A 25,005-nucleotide genomic window follows, 5' to 3' on the forward strand; every position below is an offset into this window, starting at 1 on the left:
TTTATTGCGTTTTTGCGAATATTTATGGTATCATTTTCAATGAATGAACGTAATTATACTGTTTGGAAGGTTGAGGGCAATGAAAGTAAATGGAAAAATTTTTAATATCTTTTCCTATTTGTATACTTTTCAACTAGCTTCGTTAACCGTTCGTTTTTCTTTCAAAATATCTTCAAGGGCATGATATGACATAGTCATATTTTGCCTTTTTATTTGCTCAATTTTAGGAGGGTGCAATGGAAAATAGCAGTGGAAGTTAATTCAGGTCAATTTTATTTGAAAAGCTACATAAATGTATTGCCATTAATGTGACAACTAAGTTTATGCTCAAAAACAAGAAATATCGTAAGCATATATTGATTAGGAGTATAAAAAACAAATGACCAAAATTAAAAAGTTTCTGATAGCATGTTTTGCTTTGTTACTAACAGTCGGTGTGACAGCATGTTCCAATTCAAGTAAGAAGTCTAGTTCAAGTAGTAATACGCCAAAATCACTTAACGTTCAGTTTGTGCCCAGCGTAGCTGCCAATAAGTTGGAAGCACGGGCTAAGCCAATGGAAAAACTTTTGTCCAAGCGCCTTGGCATCCCAGTCCATGTTTCAATGTCAACTGACTACAATGGCTTAGTTGAAGCTATGAAGTCAAAGAAAGTTGATGTTGGTTTCTTGCCTTCAGACGCATACATTATGGCTCACAAGCAAAAAGCAGCTAACCTGCTTTTACAATCAGTTCGTTATGGTATTAAGCAACCAAATGGTGTTCAAACCAAAGAATTAGTTAATTCATACCGTGGTGAAATCCTGGTTAAGAAGGGTTCAAAAATTAAGAGCTGGAAGGACTTAAAAGGCAAGTCAATTTCTGTTCAAGACATCACTTCCGACTCTGGTTATGTATTCCCAGTTGCTGAATTAAAGCAAAAGGGATTAGATGTAACCAAGAGTTGCAAGACTGTATCTGTTAAGGGTGCCGATCAAGGTGTCTTAAACGTTTTAAACGGTGATACTGACGCTGCTTTCGTATTTGAAGATGCACGTAATAATGTTAAGAATGATGATCCAAAGATTATGAGCAAGGTAGTACCAATCTACTTCACCAAGCGTATTCCTAACGATACTATTTCAGTTATCCCAAGTTTGCCAAAATCCTTCCAGAAGAAATTGGCTAAAGCATTTATCGCTATCGGCAAGTCTAAAGAAGGTAAGAAGATTATTGAAAATGTTTATAACCAAGAAGGCTATACTTACGCAAAAGACAGTGACTACGACATTATTCGTCAATATAATAAAGTAATTGCTTCTACTAAGAAATAGTTTGCCCAATATTTTAAAAATCTAAAAAGGCTACATAATAGGAATTAAATAAACTTTCTTAAACAAAATAAGATTTATAGTCAATTCTCTTTTCTAAATAAAACATTTCTGCTATTATTTGATAGAATAAATACAGTATGGCGAAAGGAGAGTGAAGGTAATGCAAAAATATCAACGGCGCCTAGCGTTCATTGAAGTTTTTGCAAAAAAGCCTTTTCGTTCCTTTCAAAAAGGTATTGTTCGCTTTTTTAGTAAAAGTGTTATTGAAAGACTTAGTTTAATTCACGTTTGTGTTTTTGGCTAAAGTCTTTTTTTATGTCTGGGAGGGCATGATGAGAAAATTTAGAAAAATATTAGCTTGTGCTGCTGTTTTTTTAGTAGCATTAATGGCAGCTGCTTGCTCAAATAAGGAAAAGAGCAAAGATAGCGGCACGCCCAAATCATTGAACGTCCAATTCGTTCCTAGTCAGGCAGCAACTAAGTTGGAGTCTCGTGCAAAGCCACTGGAAAAGATGCTGTCAGACCGTTTAGGTATTCCAGTTCACGTTTCAATGTCTACCGACTATAACACCGTGGTAGAAGCAATGAAGTCTAAGAAAGTTGATGTAGGTTTTTTGCCGCCAAATGGTTACATTTTAGCTCATAAGCAAGGAGCAGCAGATGTGTTGCTGCAAGCACAAAGATATGGGGTTAAACAACCAAACGGACGTCCAACAAAGGAACTGGTTAACTTCTATCGTGCTGAGATTGTAGCTAAGAAAAATTCTAAAATTAAGAGTTGGAAAGATTTAAAAGGCAAGTCAATTTCTATTCAAAGCCCAACCTCTTCAGCCGGCTACGTTTTCCCGATTGCCGAGTTGAAGGAAAAAGGTCTTGATGTACGCAAGAGTTGCAAATTAGTCACTGTGACTGGTCAGGATCAAGCTGTTTTGAATGTCCTCAATGGTGACACAGATGCCGCATTTGTATTTGAAGATGCACGGACAATTGTGAAAGATGACAATCCTAAAATCATGAGTCAAGTAGTACCAATTTACTTTACTAAACCTATTCCAAACGATACTATTTCCGTTGTTCCCAGCATGTCTGATTCATTCAGAAAGAAGCTGGCCAAGGCATTTATCGATATTGGCAAGTCTAAGAAGGGTAAAAAAGTCATCGAGAGTATTTACACCCATGAAGGATACGTTCACACTAAAGACAGTGATTTTAACGTTGTGCGTAAATATGAAAAAGTTATTGAATCGACCAAAAAATAGGGAATACAAAGGAAGTATATAATGGCAGATTCTGCAGTTAAGCCAATAATCGAATTAAAAAACGTTAAAAAAGTTTATGGCAAAGATGTTGTTGGTTTAAAAGACGTCAATTTAACTATCAATAAAGGTGAATTTGTCGTTATTGTTGGTCTATCTGGCGCCGGCAAATCAACGCTTTTGCGGTCGATTAACCGTTTAATTGATATTACCGAGGGTGATATTTTAATTAATGGTGAATCTATTACTAAGGCCAAAGGTAAAAAGTTAAGAACTTTGCGTCGTCATATTGGGATGATTTTCCAAAGCTTTAACTTGGTAAAGCGCTCAAGTGTGATGCGTAACGTTTTAACTGGCAGAGTTGGATATTATCCCACTTGGAAGTCCACTCTCAACCTTTTTACTAAAGAAGATAAACAGCGCGCCTATGACGCTTTGCAACAAGTTGATCTTGAAGACAAAGTATACTCTCGGGCTGATGAATTGTCCGGTGGACAGCAGCAACGGGTAGCGATTGCGCGTGTCTTGACCCAAAACCCGGATATTATTCTGGCAGATGAGCCAACGGCTTCACTTGACCCGCAGACTTCACGCCGGGTGATGAAAGACTTGCAGATGCTTAATGAAAAGCATGGCATGACTGTTGTCATTAACCTGCACAGCGTGCAACTGGCACAGGAATTTGGCAAGCGGGTCATTGGCGTTCGTGCTGGTGAAATTATCTATGACGGCAAGATGTCTGATACTCCAGCAACAACGTTTGATCAGATCTATTCCGGTGGTGATCAAGATGAGTAGCACAGAGCAAGAAAAGCTGAAGGCTTTGCCTAAGAAAAAGTTTAAAATCTTAAATTTGCTTTGGGTACTGCTTTTTATTGCTGGATTATTCATTTCTACTAATGAAACCAAAACTGACTTAGGCGCCTTGTTTGCCAACTTTGGGCAGTTTGCCGACATTTTCTTGCAAATGCTGCATCCTGACTGGTCTTATCTGGGTACAGTAGTACCACTTTTGCTGGAAACTATTAAGATGGCGATCTTGGGTACAGCAATCGGTTCTGTAATTGCTTTTATTTACTCTTTGCTTATTGCTCGCAATATTGTGAAAAACAAAGCACTTACGGGGATATTGCGGATCATTATGAATATCATCAGAACAGTTCCCGACCTGCTTTTAGGTGCTATCTTCGTAGCTATTGTCGGTATAGGGCCAGTAGCCGGTGTCTTAGCCCTGGCTATCTGTACGTTCGGGATTGTGGTCAAACTGTTTTACGAAGCAATTGAAACTATTGATCCGGGTCCAATTGAAGCCTTGACTGCTGTTGGTGCTAATAAGCTGCAAATCATTGTCTTTGCGGTTTTGCCTCAGGTTATTACCTATTTTATTTCCTATTGCTTGTATGCATTTGAAATTAACGTGCGTGCTTCAACCGTTTTAGGTTATATCGGTGCCGGTGGTATTGGTTTGTATCTGCAACAGACACTGCAAATCTTTGATTATCCTAAGACGGGTACAATTATTATCGTGATCATTATAGTAGTGGTACTAATTGATTATGTTTCATCTAAATCACGGGAGGCGTTGATGCAATAATGGATACAAGTATGAAAAAATTGCCTCCTAGGCCCATAGATGTTAAAAAACGTGTTTTGCACTGGCTCATAGCAATTGTTACCGCAGTTTTAATTATTTGGTCATGCACAGGAATCGATTTTGGCGGAATCAAAGAAACAGCCGGACAAATTGCCGGTGCGATCTTTTCTGGCATTTTTCATCCTGATTGGTCTTATGTCTATAACGGCTCAGGTGAAGACCTGCTGTCGCAATTATGGGAAACTGTCTGCATTGCCTTTTTAGGAACATTCATTTCTGCCATTATTTCACTGCCCTTTGCTTTTTGGGCCGCAAATACTAAACACAAGCACTGGTATGTCTCACGGTCAGGCAAGATTGTGCTGGCAGTAATCAGATCATTTCCAGAAATTGTTTTAGCCTTAATGTTTATTAAAGCTGTCGGACCAGGTTCTGCTGCCGGTGTTTTGGCACTAGGCTTTCACTCAGTGGGGATGCTGGCCAAGCTCTTTTCTGAAGCAATTGAAAACCTGGAGGATGGTCCTAACGAAGCAGTTACAGCTGTTGGTGGTTCAAAGACAAATATTATTATGTTTTCTACTTTGCCTAATTTAATGCCGGCTTTAATTTCAAACACGTTATACCGGTTTGATGTTTCGATTCGGTCTGCTTCTATCTTAGGTTTAGTTGGAGCCGGTGGTATTGGTTACCCGTTAATCATTGCGTTGCAGTACCGTCAATGGAACCGAGTTGGTATCATTTTACTCGGTATCATCATTATGGTTGTGATCATTGACTGGATTTCGGGCTGGATCCGTAAAAAATTAGTCTAAAAACGAAAATATCTGAATATAGTGAATCAAGTATGTAAATTTCAGCTTGATTCACTTTTTTTAGCCGTGATATTTAAAGGGACAATTTTCTAAATGATCATTGATTAGGCCAACGCTCTGCAGGAATGAATATAGAATTACAGGACCAACAAAAGTAAAACCGTCTTGTTTCATCTGCCTTGCTAGTTTTTGGGCAATCTTGTTTGTTGTTGGTACTTCATCACTTGTCTGAGGATGATGAATAATAGGAGTGGGAATAAATTTTTGTAAATAATGGGCAAAATTGCCGTATTTAGCGTCAATAATTAATAATGCGCGTGCGTTGGTGATTGCAGCGGCTATTTTTCTTTGATTGCGAATGATTCCTTTGTCTTGCAATAAGAGCGCCTGATCCTGTTCAGTCATTTGTGCAACTTCTGCGGGAATAAAATTGCAAAAAGCCTGCCGAAAATTTTGCCGTTTATGCAAAACTGTAGACCAACTAAGACCAGACTGAAACAGTTCCAGCACCAGCATTTCAAATAAATAGCGTTCATCTAAGTTTAATTTACCCCATTCATGATCATGGTAATCCTTAAGTAAGGAATCATCGTGGTCACTCCAAGGACAACGAGTAATATTGTTCATGTCTTATTCTCCTTAAATATATATTAACGTTCATAAATAAATACGCCAAAAGATTTTTATTCTTTTAAAAACAATTTGGTCAGTTGTTGGTTGGAATTTTTTAATTGTTTTCTTTTTCCTAAAATATCAGAAACTTTTCCTTCAAAAAGTGCAATGGCTGTTTTTTTGGTATAATATATAATGAACTTTAGGAGGATACCATGGAGAAGTTAGAAATAATAACTTTGGCCGATGACTTGGCCGCAAATCAAGAAAGTATTTTAAATAAAGAAACAGATTTTGATGCCGAGGCAGTTTATCGTGTAATTGATAATTTGCACGTTTTGCATAAGCCAATAAAAGAATACTTCGGCATGACTCAAGAACAATACTACGACACTGAAAGTGATCATAAACTGACTTTAATTAAGTTATCAGAGCAATTAACCGATTTGCAGGATCGGATTTTAACTAACCATGTTGATGGTTTTGTTGATAAAAATGAAATTAATTTAACTTATAATCATGAAAATCCCTATGAGGATGGTTTTTACAATAACTTGGTAGATTTTCATGTCGTTAGTTACAGTTTAAAAGTAATTGGAGCCGTTGAAGAAGTAGCGCCAAAAACATTACAAGGGGTTTTGTCTAAAGATGCACTTCTGTCAATTGGTTTAGCGGCACACGCTTTAGAAAAAAGTTTATAATTTTAGAGCTGAATGTGTGTTCAGCTCTTTTTCTTTCTGCTTGAGGCAAAATATGGGTGTTTTAAAGTATACTAAAGGATTAGCTGATAAGATAAACGGGGCTAGGTTACGTTCTTTATTTAAGAAAAAAGATGCACAGCTTGATCCTATGCAAAATTATTTAACTGTGGGAGAGTATCATGTTGATGGTGAACAGGGTACACCTAATGATCAGCCGTATACTCTGACAGTTTACCAAGATGAAGAAAAAATTTTGCATCAAGCTCTCAGCTTGGAAAGTACGGATAAATTAGAACCTGAATATGTCCGCAGGTTCAGTCCTGAACTGCAGCGCTACCGTGCTTTTGTCAACCGCAAAACTGGCAGACGCTACGTTGTAGAAGAATACTTGGATCGCTTTGTTGAAAGAGTCAAAGGCCACATTCGCACAGGAAAAAACTCTGTTAATGTCAGCGTTATTACTGATACCCATTATAAAGACCGCAACAGTATGGACTTTTATGGCTGGAACGGCTTAACTCACGTTAACGAATTTTCTTACCTTGACGACGCAGGATTGTTAAGTTTAAAAGTTCATTTGGGCGACTGGATTGATGGCTCTGATACTGGCTTTTTGGGTGAAAGTGAATTAACTAAGTTGCGTGATTCATTTGTTTCCGACAAAGTGCCTTATATGCTTATTAAGGGAAATCATGATGAAAATGACAAATTTGATGAACATCATGATTTAAGCGCCTCTTTTCCTGAAAATGAGTTTGAAGGGATTATGTGGCCTGCTTTGTATAAACAAAAAGGCATTCATTATATTACCCGGCAACATGGAGTTTCTTATTATGATGTGGACGATTTGCGTTTTATTTCCGTTAATACGTCTGATTTGCCTTACTACTTGGATGCACAAGGCAGAAAAAAATATGATGTGAAACTTACTTTGGCTGTGAGAGAAGATCAAATTGAAGAAATCATTGAAATACTGGAGCAGTCCTCAAATAAGCAAATTATCTTTATGAGTCATGCTAATCCGATTAATCGTAAGGGTTCAAATGCTTTAAAGTATAATGGCCGTTCTCTGCACGAGCTACTAGTTGCTTTTAATCAGGGTGAAAAAGGGCAGATGCATTCCAGCCACGGAATTCCACCAGAGTTTCGTTTAGCTAATGACTTTGATTTTACTAATGTGAAAAATGCGCGCATTATTGCCTACTTTTGCGGTCATAGACACAGGGAAGACCAATACCGCATTAACGGAATTCAGTATATCTTGTTTAACTGTTCGGCACTGATGGGTCCTAATCATGCTTTAACCACTAAATATAACAAGAATTGGAAAAGACAAATTGATCACCAAACCGAATTTGCGGGTTATATTGTGAATATTGACATACAAAGGCATTATATTCAGGCTTTTGGTTATGGTGCTGCCAGCAAACGCAGAATTTTTTATATTTAGTAAAATCGCGACGGGCAATTTGGAAATTGCCCGGCTTTTAGCATATAATAGAAAAGTTAAATTAAAGACAAAAATATACAAAGTAACATAAATTAAGGGAAGATAAGCAATGTGCGGAATTGTTGCATTTTATAATCCAGAAATAAATGATAAACGAGCCGCTATCGGTAAAATGATGGCGGCAATTATGCATCGTGGTCCTGATTCAGATGGTTTTTATACCAACGATAAAGTTGCTTTAGGGTTTAGAAGATTATCAATCATTGATTTGCGTGGCGGCAGTCAACCAATTTACAACGAAGACAAAACAATGGCCATTATCTTCAATGGTGAAATCTACAACTTCCAGCCATTGAGAGATGAATTAATTGCTGCGGGTCATACTTTTACCACTAAGTCCGATACAGAAGTTCTTCTGCATGGCTTTGAAGAGTGGGGCATGGATGGCTTGCTCAAGCGTGTTCGCGGCATGTTTGCTTTTGCGATTTGGGATGACAATACCCAGACGCTATATGGTGCGCGCGACTTCTTTGGTATTAAGCCACTTTATTACAGTGATGAGAATGGTCATTTAACGATAGGCTCAGAAATCAAAAGCTTTTTGGCAATGCCTGGTTTTAAGCGCCGCTTAAACATTGAAGCAGTCAAACCATATTTGATGAACCAGTATAATGATTTGCATGAAACTTTTTTCAAGGGAATTTATAGATTTCCTGCCGGTCACTGGTTCGAATATAAAGATGGTAAAATGAAAACCCATCAGTACTGGGATGCAGAATATAAGGCCAATACTTTAAGTTTTGAAGAAACTGTCAATAAAATTGACGAAGATTTACACGAGTCAGTTAAATTGCACCATATTGCCGATGTCCCAGTTGGTGCCTTCTTATCAGAAGGCGTGGATTCAAGTTATATCACTAGTATATTAAATCCGGATGATGTCTTCTCAATTTCTTTTGATGATGCAACTTATGATGAAGCTTCTAAAGCCAAAGCCTTGGCTGATATGAAGGGCTGGCATTTCTTTTCTGACAAGGTTAAGGCAGATGAGGCCATGCATGACTTCCCGGAAATGCAGTACCATATGGATGAGCCGGATGCAAACCCGTCAATAATTCCATTATGGTATTTATGCAAGATGGCACGTAAACATGTGACAGTTGCTTTGTCTGGCGAAGGTGCGGATGAGTTGTTTGCAGGTTACGTTAACTACGGGATGCACACGCACAACAGCGTTATTAAAGTTTTTACTTCCCAATGCAAAAAGTTGCCGAAGAAGACCAGGGTTAAACTGGCACATAGAATTAAAAAAATGCCGAACTTCCCAGGGAAAGTTCATTTGTACACCAATTTAGCTGAACCAAGTGAATTTTACGTTGGTCAATCAGTAATTTATGACATGGATTACCCGACTATTTTTACATCTGAAGATGCTAACAGTGTTTTAAAGCCATCTTATCGGAATAAATTAACTGTCAACGGGATTTACCAGAGTGACTTCAAAAAGGTAAAAGACCTCGACAATGTCCGGCAGATGCAGTACATTGACCTGCACCACTTTATGCTAAATGATATTGAACAAAAAGCGGATAAAATTTCTATGGCCCATTCCCTGGAGTTAAGGGTGCCATACCTTGATAAAAAGGTTGCAGAAAGAGCCAATTCAATTCCAACTGATTACTTGGTGAACAAGCATGACACTAAGTATGCTTTGCGGAAGGCTTCAGAAAAAGTTTTACCGGATGAATGGGCTAAACGACCAAAATTAGGCTTTCCAACCCCAATCAAAGAATGGTTGCAAGAACCTCGTTTTTATAAACAAGTGCGTGAATTATTCAGTGAAGACTTCGTACAAGACGTTTTTGAGCAGGATAAAATTTTGGCCTTGCTTGATGAAAACTACAAGGGTGACGGTTCCCATCGTCGACAAATTTGGACTATTTATACATTTTTGGTATGGTATAAATTATTCTTTGTTGATTATGACGGCACAGTTGCCAAATACCAGCATGTTCAACCAGAAGTTGCCAGCTTGATTAAGCAGGGCAAGTTGGTTTAATGAGGAGAACAATTTATTAATGAAACGAAACTTTACGCCAATTTTACTTGGCAGTGACATTAATGTTTACGGCATGGCCCGATCGTTTAACGAGGCATACGGTATTAGCGTAAAGGCGCTGGCTGACAGTCAGCTGGCGGCAACACGTTATTCTAAAATTGTCAGTGTGGAGTTACATCATGGCTTCAGTGAGGATCCTACTTTTATTGAAGTTATGCGTGAGCAAATGAAAATTTACCAGGATCATGAAGAACCGGTAATTCTGATTTCGTGTGGAGACGGCTATTCTGAACTGCTTGCCAAACATAAAGCAGAATTGGAACAAGTTTTTGTAGTTCCCTATGTTGACTACGATTTATTACAAAAACTAATTTCAAAAGAAAACTTTTACCAGATAGCTGAAGAATGTGGTCTGCCATACCCTAAAACCAAGATTGTGACGCTGGCTGATTACAAGGCAGAAAATTATCTGGCACTTCCTTTTGGCTATCCTCTGGAACTCAAGCCGGAAGATCCTGTTTCCTGGCTTGATGTGCAGTTTGAAGGTCGTAAAAAAGCTTTTACCATTCATAATGAAACTGAATTGCGTGACATTGTCACCAAGATTTATGAAAATGGCTATCAAGAAGACTTGATTTTGCAGGATTTCATTCCCGGTGATGATTCCTACATGCGAGTATTAAACGCCTATGTTGATAAGGAACATCATATCAAGATGATGTGCATGGGTCACCCGTTGCTGGAGGATCCGACACCACAGTCAATTGGCAATTATATGGCAATTTTACCTGATTATGACGAAAAACTTTACGAGCAAGTTGAATCATTCTTGGAAAAAATCAATTATACGGGGATGGCCAACTTTGACATTAAGTATGATACGCGAGATGGTAAATATAAATTCTTTGAAATCAATCTGCGCCAAGGTCGTTCAAGCTTTTATGTGACTCTTAATGGTTATAATTTGGCAAAATGGTATGTGGATGACTATGTTTATGACAGCTTAAACGATAAGGAGCCGGTTTACGGTAATAAATTAAAGTCAAAACATAAATTGTGGTTAGGCATACCTGTCAATGTGTTTAAGCAATACGCCGTTGATAATGAAGCAAAGAGAATGGCTGAGGAGCTAATTCATGAAGGCCGTTATGGTACAACAGTCTTTTATGATCATGACCGCAATTTTAAACGGTGGCTGCTGTTGAAATATATGTTCCATAATTATAAAGGACGCTATCAAAAGTATTATCAAGAAAATAAGGGTCAATTCTTTTAAACCCTGCATTAATTAAATAGCAATAAAGATGATTGCAGCAAATTACTGGTGATCATCTTTTTTCTCTAAGAATAAAATTATTATTTTGTATGTAAAATATCAGTTCAGCTATTTTAAATGGGGGTGTTCTTTTTTAATACTTCTTGCTAAACTGGTAAATGGAAACTAAAAAGAGAAAGGACTGAATAAATGAAACTTAAACATGGATCTCATGAAGAAACAGAAATTAAGTTACGCTGGCTTTTACTGGGGGAGCTGGCCACGTGGATCGGGTCGAGTTTTGTTTGGCCCTTGACTTCGGTTTATTTAAACAAGCAATTACACATCAGCCTTTCTGTAATAGGGGTTGTTTTATTTTGCAATTGTGCCAGCAATGTATTGGGTTCCCTTTTAGCTGGCCGCTTATATGACCGTCTGAACCCATACCCCTTAATTGTTACAGGATTAGGACTGGATGCCTTTGTTTTGTTCATGATGGCTTTTTTCCATGGCTGGCCGCAATATTGGTTTTGGCTTATTCTCACCGGTTGCATCAGTGGTTGGAATGGTACCTTAATTAACTCAATAGCAACAAGTTTGCGTAAATATTCAGGGCGTTATGTTTTTAACCTAATTTATTTTGCCCAAAATGTCGGTACTGTCACAGGAACACTGTTGGTAGGATATCTTTACGACTTTTCAATTGAGTTCTTATTTATTTTAGCAGCTTCACTGTTTGCCATCGCCTGTATTAATGCAGCGATTCATTACCGCCCGATTAATACTTTTCACCAAAAGCGTAAAAAGAACGGTGTTAAAAAGGGTGCAAAACAAAAAGTTGATCCTATGCCCAAATACAACGTGATGTTAATGGTCGGATTCTTGGTTTCCTTGGCTGTGACATGGCTAATGTACATGAACTGGGAGTCAAACCTGTCGGTTTACATGGTTTCACTGGGAATACCTTTCCATTTGTATAGCTTGTTATGGACTTTAAATGGTGCCGTAATAGTCATTATTCAAGTGATTTTAGCCCGCTATCCTAATTTATTTAAGAACTTGTTCCAACAAATTATTTTTGGCACGCTCATGTTTGCCATTTCTTTTGCCACACTGATTTTTGCCAAAGATTTTGCTCACTTTGCACTATCAATGTTTATTCTGACTTTGGGTGAAGCAACTGCTTTTCCAGCGGTTCCGGCATACATTAACGATTTATCTCCGGCAAACAGCAAGGGCAAGTATCAAGGTGAAATTAATGTTGCCCGTGGCATTGGTCAGGCTTTTGGCCCCTTATTTGGCGGTATGATAATTGATCGTGCGGGTTACATTCCGTTTTTCATTATTGCCGCCTGTGGCATTTTTCTGATGGTATTGCTTTTATTGCCCTTGCACGCAAAATTGCGTAAGCATATCACGCTTTATAAGTAATTTTGTAAAATTTTTTTAATGTTAAGGGTATAATTAGAATGATAATATTAATTTAGTCTATTTTTAATTTAGATAGAAAAGGGAGGACTCTCTGAATGAATAAAAACTTCGCAGTTCGAGGCGGTAGTGGTAATATCATCGAACCTAAGCTTGATGCACGCCCGCAGGACAACCTATACTTGGCTGTTAACTCAGAATGGATTGAAAAAACCAAGATTCCGGAAGACCGGTCACGAATGGCCTCGTTTGATGGTATCGATGTTGACGTTGAGAAGCATTTGATGCAAGATTTTGCTGATTTTGCTGCTGGAAAAAAAGAATTACCAAATGTACCTAATTTTGATGAAGCCGTTAAGTTATACAAATTAGCTAGAGATTTCGATAAAAGAAACGCTGATGGAGCTGCACCAATTAAGTCAGACTTGGAACTTCTTGATGGTTTAAAAGATTTTTCTGACTTTAATTTAAATGCACCAGATTTAGTAACTTTTGTTGCAATTCCTTTTGGTCTTGATGTTGAGCCTGACATGAAGAACACCAAAGTTAATGCGTTGAATTTTGCAGGTCCTGGAACTTTCTTGCCTGACACTACAACTTATCAAACTCCTGATGCACCTCAATTGTTAGATATTTTGCAAAAGCAATCAGTTAAGCTGTTAACTATGGCAGGTATAGCTGAAGAAAAGGCAGAAAAATATGCAGAAGATGCTATTAAGTTTGATGCTAAGCTATCTAAGATTGTTAAGTCTACAGAAGAATGGGCAGATTATCCAGCTACTTATAATCCAATGAAGATTGCCGATTTTGAGGCTAAATTCTCAGATTTCCAAATTTCTTATTTCCTGAAGGAAGTAATTGGTGAAGAACCTGACAGAATTATTGTGCAGGAACCACGCTACCTGGATCATATTAATGAGATCATCAATAAGGACAATTTTGCCGAAATTAAAGGCTGGATGCTGGTCAACTTTATTAATGATGTTGCCGATGTTTTGTCACAAGATTTTCGTGAAGCAGCGTTTCCATTTACTCAGGCTCTTAACGGTCAACCACAATTGTCAAGTGGTGAAAAACAAGCTTATCACATTGCAAATGGTTCATTTAGCGAAGTAGTTGGGGTTTATTACGGCCAAACCTACTTTGGTGAAGATGCCAAAAAAGACGTTGAAGACATGATTCACCGTATGCTTGATGTTTACAAAGAACGCCTGCAGAATAACGATTGGCTTTCTGAGCAAACTAAGAAACGCGCAATCATTAAACTCGATGCTTTGGTATTAAAGATTGGTTATCCAGATAAAATTGAAGAGATCTATAATCGTTTAAAGGTTATTCCAGCTAGTCAAGGTGGCAGTCTTTATTCTAATGAACGTGCTTTTGCGATTGCTGAGCAAAAATATAATTTTGAACAATTGCATAAGGAAGTAGACAGAACCGTTTGGGCAATGCCGGGTAACTTAGTCAACGCCTGCTATGACCCTCAAAGAAATGATCTGACTTTCCCTGCAGCCATTTTGCAAAAGCCTTTCTATGACTTGAAGCAAGACAGAGCAGCTAACTTTGGCGGCATTGGTTCCGTAATTGCTCATGAAGTTTCCCATGCCTTTGATAACAATGGTGCACAGTTTGATGAATTAGGCAATATGACTAATTGGTGGACTGATGAGGATTATGCTGAATTCAAGAAGCGGACACAAGCTGAAATTGACTTGTTTGACGGTATAGAATATGGACCAGTTAAACTCAATGGTAAGCAAATAGTTTCTGAGAATATTGCTGATCAGGGTGGTTTAACTGCTGCTGTTGAAGCTGCCAAGAATGAAAATGATGATTTGAAGAAACTGTTTGAAAACTTTGCACGCATTTGGGCTAATAAGCAACTGACTGAATCAATTAAGAGTCAAACCGCTGTTGACGTTCACGCACCTGGTCCATTACGTGCCAACGTTCAAAGCCAATGTCAAGATGACTTTTACAAAGTCTTCGATGTTAAGCCTGAAGATGGCATGTGGCTTGACCCAGAGAAACGAGTACATATTTGGTAATTAATATTAAAAGTATCAGACAATTTGACAAATTTTTTATTTAGTATTGCGGTAAATAAATCTGTGGGTTAGTGGATATAACTTGCACCCGCCTGTGGGCTTCAGATAGAAGTGAAAGAATGACAGGACTACCAACCCTTGAGGTAAGATAGGGCATATCTAGCGTGAGGTGAAACTCAATACGTGAAAAGAAGGATTTTTAATCCTTCTTTTTTGATATTTATTGTATTAAAAAAGACACATTACTCTGAATGGAGCCAATGTGCCTTCTCATTGTTTTATTAATTTTTGAAAATTAAAGAGCTACAAAATCTACTAGTTTTTCTTTAATTAATATTTGATAAGCATAATATTCAGGTCCAATGTGTTGTACAATGGGGTCACTCACTTCAAGCTTATCAATATATTTATTCATAATTCGCTGGGCTTGGTCTTCATTTATGCCTTTACTCACAGCAAATGCGATCATTTGCTTAAGAAAAATATTTCTATCCATTGTACTTACAACTCACTATCTTAATTTGATCAACTGTTATCTGTTTGACTAGACTTTTACTAATTAGTTATGATTTCTTCATAATACTTATTATAAACGCTTTTTGCTTAAAATAAAGCCGCCCCGACTCTAACAAGTCGTGGACGGCTATTTATATTATTCAGTTTCTTTATTCTTTAAGTTGGAATAGTCACGTGGTGCAACCCGCTTAATGTGTAAGTTGTGTCTTGGTTTACCTAAAATGAGAGGTACTTCCTCGACTACAGTGTCAGTGTATTCCAACCCAAACCATGAGGCTGGATTAGAAGACAGGTTTTGTAACCAAACTCGTGCCTTTAGCATAACTTTTTCAAAGCCTTTAAGTCTGGTTAAAGGACTGACGACTTCATTAACAATTACAAATGAGAAGTCACCCACTTTACGACCGGGAGTTGTAGTGTACTCCTGCGGTTGTGCCTCGATAGTACCATCTTTAATTAAATCATGGACAATTTGGCGCAGATAAACGTTAACGCTGGTTTGTTTCTTGAACCCAAGATAGAGCTGAACGTTAATGACATTCTTAGTGCCAAAAGTATTAACAGCATATCTGGCTGTGAAAGGTTCATTGGTAATGTTGACAGTTACAAACCAATAGGCCTGAGCACGTTTAGGTCTTTTATCCAAGATGGAGTACATGATTTCACGTTTGACAAACTTATTATATTTAACTTTTGCCATATAAACTAAGTTAGTAGCGTATGTGGGATAATCATCATCATGGCTTAGATCCGTCAGCATATCAGTGTATTCGTCCAAACGAACGTAGGTATGAGCACCTTCATGCTTGTCACGCACTTTATTGCCAAAGTACCAGATGAACATAATGACGCCAATGAAACCGGCAATTAAAACAGTGACGTAACCACCATGCATAAACTTGGTCAAACTGGAAATCAAGAACATGCCTTCAATAAAGCCAAAGGCTAGTAAAAAGCAAAGGCGTAAAATTAATGGGTGATGCTTTGAACCTAAGTATTCAAAGAGCAGCAATGTCGTCATTAACATTGTGACTGTGATTGACAGACCATAAGCTGCTTCCATATGTTCTGAAGTCCGGAAAAAAATCACGATAGCGATAGTTGCCACGCAAATCATTTTGTTTACGGAAGGAATGTAAATTTGTCCATGCTTAGTAGTAGGATAATTAATATTCATCCGTGGTAAAAATTTCAGACCACTTGCTTCAGATACTAATGTAAATGAACCGGTAATCAGTGCCTGAGATGCAATAATTGCGGCAACCGTAGCCAAAATGATGGCAAAAAGTCGTAAATCTCCTGGTACAGCTTCAAAGAATGGATTCAGTTCACCACCGTTTGTTTGGTAATGTGGATTTTGCAGAATCCAAACACCTTGGCCCAGATAGTTTAAAGATAAGCAGAGAAAAACATAAGGCCATGATCCGCGAATATTGCCTTTACCAACATGACCGACATCAGAATAGAGTGCTTCTGCACCGGTAGTGGCCAGAAAGATTGAACCTAAAATGAAGATGCCGGCCTTGTTAGATGGACTAAAAAGAATTTTAACAGCCCAAACAGGATTCAGTGCTTCTAAAATTGACCAGTCATTAGCCATATTATAGAGACCAATAACGCCTAAAAACGTAAACCAGACAAACATTATAGGACCAAATGCTTTACCAATGCTGCTGGTACCAAGCATTTGAATTGAAAAAAGTACCAGCAGGATAGCGATCGTAATAATGATGACGGCATTCTGATTAGGAACGGGAACATGGGAACCAAAGTGCATGTTCTTCAGTCCCTCAATTGAGGTTGTGACAGTTACGGCCGGCGTCAATGTCCCGTCAGCTAAGAGGGCAGCCCCACCGATCAGTGCCGGCATGACCAGCCATTTGGCTCGTTTACGTACCAAAGCATATAATGCAAAAATACCACCTTCACCACGGTTGGTAGCTCTGAGCGCAATCATAACGTATTTAACGGTGGTAAGTAATGTTACTGTCCAGAAAATTAGTGAAATTGATCCTAAAATCAGATCACGATCAACATTGGCAATCCCACCGTTACCCGTAACAATTGACTTCATTACATAGAGCGGACTAGTTCCGATATCACCATAAACGATACCGATGGTAATTAACAGACCGGCAGCCGAAATCCGCTTCTTCTTTTTATCCATAGTAATTATGTGCTCCCATAGACAATATTGAAATATTCATTTTTAAGTAAAAGAGAATGTCAATGTGGCATTCTCGTTCAAGTATCTATTTTGTTCTTTTTTTTGCTTTAGTACAAGTAAATTATGATAAAGAAGTTGAAATTTTACTGCGACGCTCTTCGTACCAGTTATTCCAGTCTTTATATGATGTCATTTTTTCTGCATCAACACCATCTTTAGCAGCAATTTCGTCAATTATGCTTTGGAAATTCTGAGCATGATATTGCAAAACATGTTTAACCAATTCTTTGCGAGTAAATTTAATGTTATTAAGCAGATAGTGGTTGATGTCAACCATGTTGGAATTAGTATCATATAAGTTCATGATTTCCAAATCGCGTTGGTTAAACTGAGCAATGTAAAAGTCAGCGAAAACTTTAAGGTAATCGGGTTGCTCTTTAAACTCTTCTTCTGGCATGGTAGTCCATTCAGCGTCAGGCATCACAACCTTGATTTCTTCTTCTTTATCCTTTTTTTCTTGTTCTTTTTCGTTATCTTTTTCTTTGCTATTATTTTCTTTTTCAGTCAAAGCAGACACTCCTTTAATAAAAATAGGAAACGTGAAAGTCAATAGTCATTTTACAGAGTTTAGGCTATAAAAGCAACTATTGAAGCAATTTAACCTCTTATATATGGTAGTTTTTAATTATATTAATAAAATTATAGCATTTTGCGCAACTGCAATAAAATAGATAAACCGGCTAAATAAAAACCGTCCCATGTAGTAATCGGGACGGTTCAGTATATTAAGTTTAGTCTATTACTGCTTGTTACGGCTTAAGATAGTTTTGAATATCTTGTTTGGTAATTTTGCTTGGTTTAGTTCGACCAGACTTTCTGTAAAGATCAATCAAATCTTGCGGGCTCCAAGACATTGAATCATAGCCAAACTTGCCTACACGTTTACGTAGTTGTGCTATTTGCTTATTAGTAACTGTTTTACCATGTACCTTGTGGTTGCCCATGGAACCCTCACCGGTTTTACCAGCATTGCCAGTATCTGGTCCTTTACCTGAAATTGAATTGTAGCTTTGACTTGAAGAACCATTATTATTTTCTTTAGCAGCTTTTTGGTTATTTGCTAATCCCTTTTCGGCCTTCTTCTTGTACTGACTGTAATATTGTTCATCAATATAAGGCAGATCCAGCACTTTTTGGTATTGGTCAGCTGCTTTAAGATATTGCTTAGCTAATTCTGCTTGGGATGCAGCGAGGAAGATTGGTTGAATTTCATGTTCATAATTATCCTGAACATCTTCGATAGTAGTCTTTAATTTTTTACCTTGTTTTACTAGGACTGCATAGCCGTTTTTTCTTTGAATTACATTGGCAGTTTCATTTAACGCATCATTATATTTGCCTTTTTTAGTTGCGCTAATTGCGGAAATCATATTGTCCGACTGGTTTTTATAAGCTTTAGCCTGGTCAGTTTTCTTGATACTGAAAGCTTTGGCAAATGCAGAGCTTGCTTCTGAATAGTCTTTATCAGCAACCGCATTTTTACCAGTAGTCATTGCACTATTATAGGAAGCTTCAACTTTATCATTATTGGATTTTTGTGTTGCATAAAAAATGCCGCCACCAATAGCGATAATTACTACTGCTACAATCGTACCAATTGTCGTTTTTTTCATAATAGGAATTTATCCTCCTTACTAATACTTAGTTTAATTATAGATGGTTTAAGCAGATTTGACTACTCAATGGTGTTTTTTCACCTTTACGTGACCATTTTTTAAGAAAAAATGTTACATTTTGCCGTCCATTTTCGTTAGTAATAGTGTAAGACATCTGGCGCGCGGGTTGATTACACTATTAAGAAAAGGAAGAAAAAAATAATATGAATTTTGCATTATTAGAACAATCAGTCCAATACACATTTTTAAATTCCAAATACAGCAAAGACGGTACTAAATCACGAATTCTAAAGAACGTTAAAGAAGGAGCAACAGCTGGCAGTTTGGCTAAAGTAGGTGCAGCTTTAGCACAATTGCAGGGTGATGATCTGGGTGCAGCGACTTTAATTCAAAGACAGGGTATTCCTATTGGTGATGAATAATAAAATTTCGCAACAAAAAATGATTAAGACAGGAGCAAATAATATGGTAACTAAGACCAAAACTTTACAATTAGTATTTCTAAACGGTGCAAACAAAAAGGTTAATTTGTCTTTACCGGATGCTGCCACAAATTTGGCAGGTACAGAGGTAAAGAATGCAATGGAAACAATAGCAAATGCAAAAGCATTTGCGCAAGAAGGAGTGGATCTGTATAAAACTCCACAATCTGCTTCATATGTTGAACGAACTGTTACTGGTTTGTTCGATAATACTCAGGGTCAGTCAATGTAACCTGCAGTTTTTGGAGACGATTAAAGAAACGATAATTAAAATCAAACAGTTTTTTAGGCAAAAATAATCAGTACAGATAGGAAATCACGTCAAGGCAAGTTTGGCGTGATTTTTACTTTATTCCGAATTATTTTGTTATTATTTTGTAAAATTTAATTGGAAATAAAATAACTTTTTTAGTGCAGAAAAACATTGAATGTATTGCTGTTAAGGGGTTTGTTAATTCTGGTAAAATTAAAAGTGGCTTACAAAGCTGTAAGCGTTTATTACAAAAGTATGTTAAATAACTACATGTCTTGCAATTTAAGCAAAAGGTAGGTACAATAAGAAATGTGGTAAGTAATAGCTATGCTTCAGGTTCGAAGCCTGTACGCATGCGCGTTCTTCAGCTCGAAAGCTACCTCATAAGAGTTATAAACTTATGAATTCGGCTTGAAGGGTGTTGTAACAATGTAGGCTCATTACGACTGAACCTATAGCCTATTACTATTTTGTATATACACAAGGAGGAAAGACCACATGAAGAAAAATTTAAGAATTGTTAGTGCTGCTGCAGCTGCTTTATTAGCTGTTGCTCCAGTTGCTGCAACCGGTGTATCAACAGTATTTGCTGATACTAATGTTACTGTTGTTGGTGGAACCACTAATAATAGTTCTACTACAGCAGCTTTTAAGCTTAGTGTTACTAACCCATTGAGTTTGACAGATGGTGATCCAGCATCTAAGTTAACTGTTTCATTAGCAAACCCAACATTACCAGCTGGCGCTGCTGTATCTACTTCATCAGCTAAGGTGTTTACAAGTACCCAATTGACTGGTGTTAAATCAGATGGTACACCAGCATTTGCAGCTGATGTTGATGACAGCAAGAATGCTAATAATCTTTCTGTTAAAGAAACTTATCGCGCTCTTGTATATGTAACTATTACTGGCTTAAAGGCTGAAACTGATTATACACTTAAGTCTGGCACTACTGAATATACCAGGAAGTCAGATAAATCAGGTGTTATTTCTAATGCTCCTGTAGTAAGTGATACATTTAATCTTGCTAACACAGCCCTTACTGGTGCTCCTTACGTTAAGGACATAACTACTGGTAGAGCTGTAGATGCTGGATCTGTTGATGTTTCATCAAACAGCTACAGCGTTTTAGGAGTTACTCAAGCTATTGAGAACAAGTACACTCTTGGCGTTACTACTACTAATGGTACTACACCAGCAACAGCTCACTTTACTGACGTAAAGAAGGACGTTCGTGACGCTCTTAAAGCTGTTGGTGTAACTACTAAGAATGATGCTAACGAGAGCTTTGACAAACCTGCAGCTTCATTCCCAGTTACTTTACACTTCTATGCTACAAATGGTAAGACTGGCACTTTCTTGGTAACAGTAAATCCTAACCCAACTGAGGGTGACGATTCATTCCCAGCAATGACACTTACTGACTACAACGGTAACAAATCATTTAATGGTACTAAGAACATTGATGTGCTTCCAGACAGCGTTAAATTCAACTACGTTCCTGTTAACGGTACTGTAGACACTGATGCTATTGCTAAAGCATTTGCAACAACCGTAAGTTCTACTGACAAGACTCCAATGACACCTACTGTTGATGTAAGTAAAGTTAACACTAAGGTTGCTGGTAAATACCCAGTTACTGTAAGTGCAACTAACGCTGAAGGTAAGACTACTAAGGCTGTATTCTACTTGACTGTTGGTGTAAAGGGTGCAGAATACAAGACTGTTCAATCTGATGGTGATGTTCCAGTTTACAAGATTGAAGGTAACACTGTAACTGATTCTAAGACTACTGTTAAGAATGGTGACATCATTGCTACATTTGGTGACCCAATCAAGGTTGGCGACAAGTCATACACTCGTGTTAACAGCTCAGATTCAAACCTTTACGTAGAAAGTAAATATGTTGATGGTTCTTACCAACCAGCAGCTAAAGAATCTAAGACGATTATGCACAACTCATACATCTACGACAAGGATCACAAGCGTGTTGGTACTAAGACTTTAGCTGCTTACACTACAGTTGATGTATTTGGTAAAGCATCTAAGCTTGCTGATGGCAGCTTAGTTTACAGAATTGGTGACAACCAATACGTAATGGCTGACAACATTGATGGTACTTCACGTACATTAAGCCACAACGCTTATGTATACAAGACCAGCAAGAAGCGTGCTAACAGAAAAGTATTGAAGGCTGGCTCACAAGTTACTACTTATGGTTCACCTTACACATTCAAGAATGGTAAGGCTTACTACAGAATTGGTGGACCTGCTAAGCAATACGTTAAGGTTGCAAACTTTGCTAAATAATTAGTCTTATAGCTAATTAAGAAACAGAAGCGATTATATCGCTTCTGTTTTTTTGTGCTTTTAAATATGTTTACCTGTGATTGAGCTATGCAAGCGATAACATTTCCGGTATAATAGTATTCGTCTACTTTAATTAAAGGAGAGGAATGAATTGTCAAAAAAAGAAAGTGATATCTGGAACCTGCCTAGTGGGCATAAATATCGTTTTTGGTCGCAAAAGCTTTTACGTCAGAGAATTGGCATAGATCAGGAAATAGATAAATACTTGGTTGAAGATGAATTTTATTGTGTAAATCCTGCAACTATTGCTTTATACCAGTTTCAGAAACAGCCACTTTTAGGCAAGTACAAAAGCGTAATTTTTGATTATAATTTGGGGATTGTTTTAAGCTGCCGTAGCACTCAAGCGCACCTAACGTCTTTTGCTCAGAATTGTCTATTGGCTGGGCTAGAATTTCAAAGGGAATTTTCGCGTAAGATTAATTTAGTTGGGCACAATGTGATTGCCACAGGTCGCTTAGCGTATTTTTCCTTGCGTAGCTACAATACTGGTAATATTGACTGGGTTGCTTTGCATAATATGGCAAGTTTTGAGTCACTGCGAAATAATGTAACTGCTTTTAAATCTGTAACCACTAATCGCTTTAGCTATATTTTTACATATGATAACTGCAGTCGTTACATTCCCCGTAAAGTAAGCGATAGTTTATTTTTTAATCACGCACTTTACCTTCTGGGTACAGTACATTTAAAAAGTAATTTGGGTTGGCGGGTTAAAAGTTCTGTCGGAGATTCTCTCATTGACCAATCTTCTTACTTTCATCCCCACCAATCTCTAGAAGAAGTATCATTAAAAAAGGTAATGGCCGAATTATTAGATAAAAAGCATGCGCGATATGGCAATTATTTGGCTGATTATTATGAATTACCGTTAATTTCTGATGCTCACAAATCTGCCTATTCAAACAGTAAACGTCCCGATACTCTATTTTAAGAAAATGCACGATCTTTACGAAGTTCGTGTATTTTTTTACTCTTTTTTTACCCGTAAATTTATTGCAACTATGATATATGAGACAAGCCTGAAGAAAATGAAAGTAAAAGTTAAATACTTGTTAATCTAGCAGTTAAAAACTTAATATTGTGTTTTTTAATTTTTAAGCAATCTTGCTAATCTATAAGAGCACAAGCGCTTGTGACATATTTGAAATAGAGGAATGTCACCAATGAAGATTAGTAGAGAAGCATTTATAACTGCCTGGCACAATCAAAAATTAGTCAGAGGCGCACTGAGGTCCGCCCACGTCAGAATGGACTATACTAATTACGAAGACTTTTTGCAAGAGGGTATAATAATTTACGCAGAAATGTTGACGAGGTTAACAGGCAGAAAAAGAACTGAAGTTGATCGCCTTAGTTTTCGCAAAATTATCTGGCATACTTTGGACTTATTGCGTAAGCAAAAACGGATAACTGAGCAAGAAATTGTTTTTGATTCCGCAGAGCAGGTTGGCTTGCTCGCTAACTGGAATAATCATTTGGCACTTGAAAAAGAGCTAGCGCAAATGACGCAGATAGAACTTATGTTGTTTTTTGATCATTTGCTCGGTGGTCAAACAATCAGTGCTTTAGCTGAAAAGACAGGTATCAATCGAGTGCAGCTGCAAAGATTAAAACGAGATCTTTTGTATCATTTACGGAAAGTCTTAGACAAATAAATTACTATTTGTAATATTAAAATCAGCAATATTACTTTTTGACTACAAATAAGCGGATTCTATTGTTAATACTTTAATTGCCCGATACAATAAAGATGTCGGTTAAGGAGGAAATTTTATTTATGAAAAAAAGACTAATCACTGGCTTTTCAGCGGCTATGCTTGGTGCATCGCTCTTGATGCCAGTTACCAACAACTTAATTGCCAATTCTCCAGCAAAAGCTGAGACAGTATCTGCAGCCAGCGCAGATGAAACAACCTTTTTAAATACTGCTGTTAAGCAGGCACAAAAAGTTTCTAAAAAATATGGGTTATACCCTTCAGTTATGATTGCACAGGCAATTGTGGAATCTAACTGGGGCAAATCCGGTCTGGCTGTTAATGCCAATAATTTATTCGGAATGAAGGCTGATGACAGCTGGCAAGGAGCAACCTATTCTTCTAAAACACGTGAAGAAGACAAAAATGGCAAGAGCTACTACGTGACAGCGAAGTTTAGGAAATACAATACTTATCAGGATTCATTTGATGATAATGGTCAAAAACTTCGCTTAGGTGTTACTTGGCAGCCAGAACGCTACAAAGGAGCATGGCTTGAAAATGCTGCTTCTTATGCAGATGCCACCAAGGCTCTAACTGGTACATACGCTACCGCCAATAATTACAACACTATTTTAAACACTAGGATAACAACTTCGAACTTAACGCAATACGATCCTAAGATTTCGAACACTAGTAAATCCTATGTTGTTAAAAAAGCAGGTGCCACTTATGCTTGGCCAACTGACCACTCAGTATCTGCCAAAACCGATTCAGTTGCTAAAGGTGATGCAGTTACTGTAACTAAGACTATTACTTTTTATAATGGCAAAAAGCGCTTGTATATTGCTGGTAAAGGCTGGGTTAACGATACTATTTTAAATATGGGCAGTGCTCTTCCACCAGCTTCTCAAGCTCCAAAAGGTGAAAAGAAAGTTAACAAGACCTTGATGCATAACGCTTATATTTACAATTCTAAAGGCAAACGCGTAAAAAAGGCCAAGGCAATTAAAGTAGGCAATACCGGCAAGGTGATTGCTACCTACGGCACTAAAACTATTAAGGGTAAAAAATATTATCGCATTGGTGAAAATCAGTACATTGCCAGTGGTAATATTGACGGCACTATGAGATTGATCAAGAAAAATGCTTTTGTTTACAACGATTACGGCAATCGTGACAATAAAAAGGTGTTAAAGAAGGGTCAATCTGTCGCAACCTATGGTGAAGCAGTTTCAATATATGGACTTAAGTATTATCGGGTAGGTATTCACCAGTATGTTAAGAAAGGCAATTTCTAGACAAAGTTAAATTATA

General features: G+C 37.6%; 23 protein-coding genes. 18 read left to right on the forward strand and 5 right to left on the reverse strand.

Features of this window, described 5'->3' with window-relative positions; translation table 11 throughout:
• Nucleotides 1-379: 379 nt before the first annotated feature.
• From AAA926_RS05910 to phnE (AAA926_RS05935), 6 genes are all read left to right on the forward strand, one after another.
• On the forward strand, nt 380-1,312 hold the full coding sequence (locus tag AAA926_RS05910; protein ID WP_198179736.1) for a phosphate/phosphite/phosphonate ABC transporter substrate-binding protein: 933 nt from the start codon (nt 380-382) through the stop codon (nt 1,310-1,312).
• A 160-nt stretch (nt 1,313-1,472) separates the two neighbouring features.
• Nucleotides 1,473-1,616: a hypothetical protein gene (locus tag AAA926_RS05915; protein WP_198179738.1), complete on the forward strand. Its 144-nt coding sequence runs from the start codon at nt 1,473-1,475 to the stop codon at nt 1,614-1,616.
• A gap of 28 nt (nt 1,617-1,644) precedes the next feature.
• Nucleotides 1,645-2,571 carry a phosphate/phosphite/phosphonate ABC transporter substrate-binding protein gene (locus tag AAA926_RS05920; protein ID WP_198179740.1) on the forward strand — a complete coding sequence of 309 codons (927 nt, stop codon included), beginning with the start codon at nt 1,645-1,647 and terminating at the stop codon, nt 2,569-2,571.
• Nucleotides 2,572-2,592: 21 nt separating this feature from the next.
• Nucleotides 2,593-3,366, forward strand: a complete 774-nt coding sequence (phnC, locus tag AAA926_RS05925; RefSeq protein ID WP_198179742.1) for a phosphonate ABC transporter ATP-binding protein — start codon at nt 2,593-2,595, stop codon at nt 3,364-3,366.
• Nucleotides 3,359-4,162, forward strand: coding sequence for a phosphonate ABC transporter, permease protein PhnE (phnE, locus tag AAA926_RS05930; protein WP_198179744.1), 804 nt, complete (start codon nt 3,359-3,361; stop codon nt 4,160-4,162). The genes phnC and phnE (AAA926_RS05930) overlap by 8 nt, the downstream gene beginning before the upstream one ends.
• Nucleotides 4,162-4,974, forward strand: a complete 813-nt coding sequence (gene phnE / locus AAA926_RS05935; protein WP_198179746.1) for a phosphonate ABC transporter, permease protein PhnE — start codon at nt 4,162-4,164, stop codon at nt 4,972-4,974. The genes phnE (AAA926_RS05930) and phnE (AAA926_RS05935) overlap by 1 nt, the downstream gene beginning before the upstream one ends.
• A 60-nt stretch (nt 4,975-5,034) precedes the next feature.
• On the opposite strand, the gene AAA926_RS05940 is transcribed toward phnE (AAA926_RS05935), so the two are convergent.
• Nucleotides 5,035-5,601 carry a DNA-3-methyladenine glycosylase I gene (locus AAA926_RS05940; RefSeq protein WP_198179748.1) on the reverse strand — a complete coding sequence of 189 codons (567 nt, stop codon included), beginning with the start codon at nt 5,599-5,601 and terminating at the stop codon, nt 5,035-5,037.
• Nucleotides 5,602-5,801: 200 nt separating this feature from the next.
• Here AAA926_RS05940 and AAA926_RS05945 point away from each other — a divergent pair, with 200 nt between their 5' ends.
• From AAA926_RS05945 to AAA926_RS05970, 6 genes are all read left to right on the forward strand, one after another.
• Complete coding sequence (locus tag AAA926_RS05945; protein ID WP_198179750.1) at nt 5,802-6,287, forward strand: hypothetical protein; 486 nt, start codon at nt 5,802-5,804, stop codon at nt 6,285-6,287.
• 52 nt (nt 6,288-6,339) lie between these two features.
• Nucleotides 6,340-7,737, forward strand: a complete 1,398-nt coding sequence (locus AAA926_RS05950; protein ID WP_338212106.1) for a metallophosphoesterase — start codon at nt 6,340-6,342, stop codon at nt 7,735-7,737.
• Between the two features lie 109 nt (nt 7,738-7,846).
• On the forward strand, nt 7,847-9,796 hold the full coding sequence (gene asnB, locus AAA926_RS05955) for an asparagine synthase (glutamine-hydrolyzing) (RefSeq protein ID WP_338212107.1): 1,950 nt from the start codon (nt 7,847-7,849) through the stop codon (nt 9,794-9,796).
• Between the two features lie 19 nt (nt 9,797-9,815).
• Nucleotides 9,816-11,072, forward strand: coding sequence for a carboxylate--amine ligase (locus tag AAA926_RS05960; RefSeq protein WP_338206778.1), 1,257 nt, complete (start codon nt 9,816-9,818; stop codon nt 11,070-11,072).
• Between the two features lie 189 nt (nt 11,073-11,261).
• Entirely contained in the window at nt 11,262-12,482 is a 1,221-nt protein-coding gene (locus AAA926_RS05965; protein ID WP_338212108.1) for an MDR family MFS transporter, read from the forward strand.
• 95 nt (nt 12,483-12,577) lie between these two features.
• On the forward strand, nt 12,578-14,527 hold the full coding sequence (locus AAA926_RS05970; RefSeq protein ID WP_338212109.1) for a M13 family metallopeptidase: 1,950 nt from the start codon (nt 12,578-12,580) through the stop codon (nt 14,525-14,527).
• A gap of 295 nt (nt 14,528-14,822) precedes the next feature.
• Here the strand turns inward: AAA926_RS05970 and AAA926_RS05975 are convergent, their stop codons facing one another.
• The 4 genes from AAA926_RS05975 to AAA926_RS05990 form a co-directional block, all read right to left on the reverse strand.
• Nucleotides 14,823-15,023, reverse strand: coding sequence for a hypothetical protein (locus AAA926_RS05975; RefSeq protein WP_338212110.1), 201 nt, complete (start codon nt 15,021-15,023; stop codon nt 14,823-14,825).
• 156 nt (nt 15,024-15,179) lie between these two features.
• Nucleotides 15,180-17,210 (reverse strand): KUP/HAK/KT family potassium transporter, encoded by a 2,031-nt coding sequence (locus tag AAA926_RS05980; RefSeq protein WP_198179760.1) that lies wholly within the window; start codon nt 17,208-17,210, stop codon nt 15,180-15,182.
• A gap of 121 nt (nt 17,211-17,331) precedes the next feature.
• On the reverse strand, nt 17,332-17,778 hold the full coding sequence (locus AAA926_RS05985) for a hypothetical protein (RefSeq protein ID WP_338206783.1): 447 nt from the start codon (nt 17,776-17,778) through the stop codon (nt 17,332-17,334).
• A gap of 241 nt (nt 17,779-18,019) precedes the next feature.
• On the reverse strand, nt 18,020-18,883 hold the full coding sequence (locus AAA926_RS05990) for a hypothetical protein (RefSeq protein WP_338212111.1): 864 nt from the start codon (nt 18,881-18,883) through the stop codon (nt 18,020-18,022).
• Between the two features lie 206 nt (nt 18,884-19,089).
• Between AAA926_RS05990 and AAA926_RS05995 the strand changes: the two genes are divergently transcribed.
• The 6 genes from AAA926_RS05995 to AAA926_RS06020 all read left to right on the forward strand — a co-directional run bounded on the left by AAA926_RS05995 (nt 19,090) and on the right by AAA926_RS06020 (nt 24,989).
• The gene (locus tag AAA926_RS05995; protein WP_198179763.1) at nt 19,090-19,308 is read left to right on the forward strand and encodes a DUF1659 domain-containing protein; all 219 of its coding nucleotides are present in this window, start codon (nt 19,090-19,092) and stop codon (nt 19,306-19,308) included.
• Between the two features lie 43 nt (nt 19,309-19,351).
• Entirely contained in the window at nt 19,352-19,600 is a 249-nt protein-coding gene (locus AAA926_RS06000) for a DUF2922 domain-containing protein (protein ID WP_370466818.1), read from the forward strand.
• A gap of 519 nt (nt 19,601-20,119) precedes the next feature.
• Nucleotides 20,120-21,931 carry an SLAP domain-containing protein gene (locus AAA926_RS06005; protein ID WP_338212113.1) on the forward strand — a complete coding sequence of 604 codons (1,812 nt, stop codon included), beginning with the start codon at nt 20,120-20,122 and terminating at the stop codon, nt 21,929-21,931.
• 151 nt (nt 21,932-22,082) lie between these two features.
• Nucleotides 22,083-22,925, forward strand: coding sequence for a hypothetical protein (locus AAA926_RS06010; RefSeq protein WP_338206787.1), 843 nt, complete (start codon nt 22,083-22,085; stop codon nt 22,923-22,925).
• Between the two features lie 232 nt (nt 22,926-23,157).
• Nucleotides 23,158-23,649: a sigma-70 RNA polymerase sigma factor region 4 domain-containing protein gene (locus AAA926_RS06015; protein WP_198179770.1), complete on the forward strand. Its 492-nt coding sequence runs from the start codon at nt 23,158-23,160 to the stop codon at nt 23,647-23,649.
• A gap of 122 nt (nt 23,650-23,771) precedes the next feature.
• Entirely contained in the window at nt 23,772-24,989 is a 1,218-nt protein-coding gene (locus tag AAA926_RS06020; protein WP_338206790.1) for an SLAP domain-containing protein, read from the forward strand.
• The last annotated feature ends 16 nt before the right edge of the window (nt 24,990-25,005 follow it).

The sequence above is a fragment of the Lactobacillus juensis genome, from assembly GCF_036246285.1.
GTDB lineage: Bacteria > Bacillota > Bacilli > Lactobacillales > Lactobacillaceae > Lactobacillus > Lactobacillus juensis.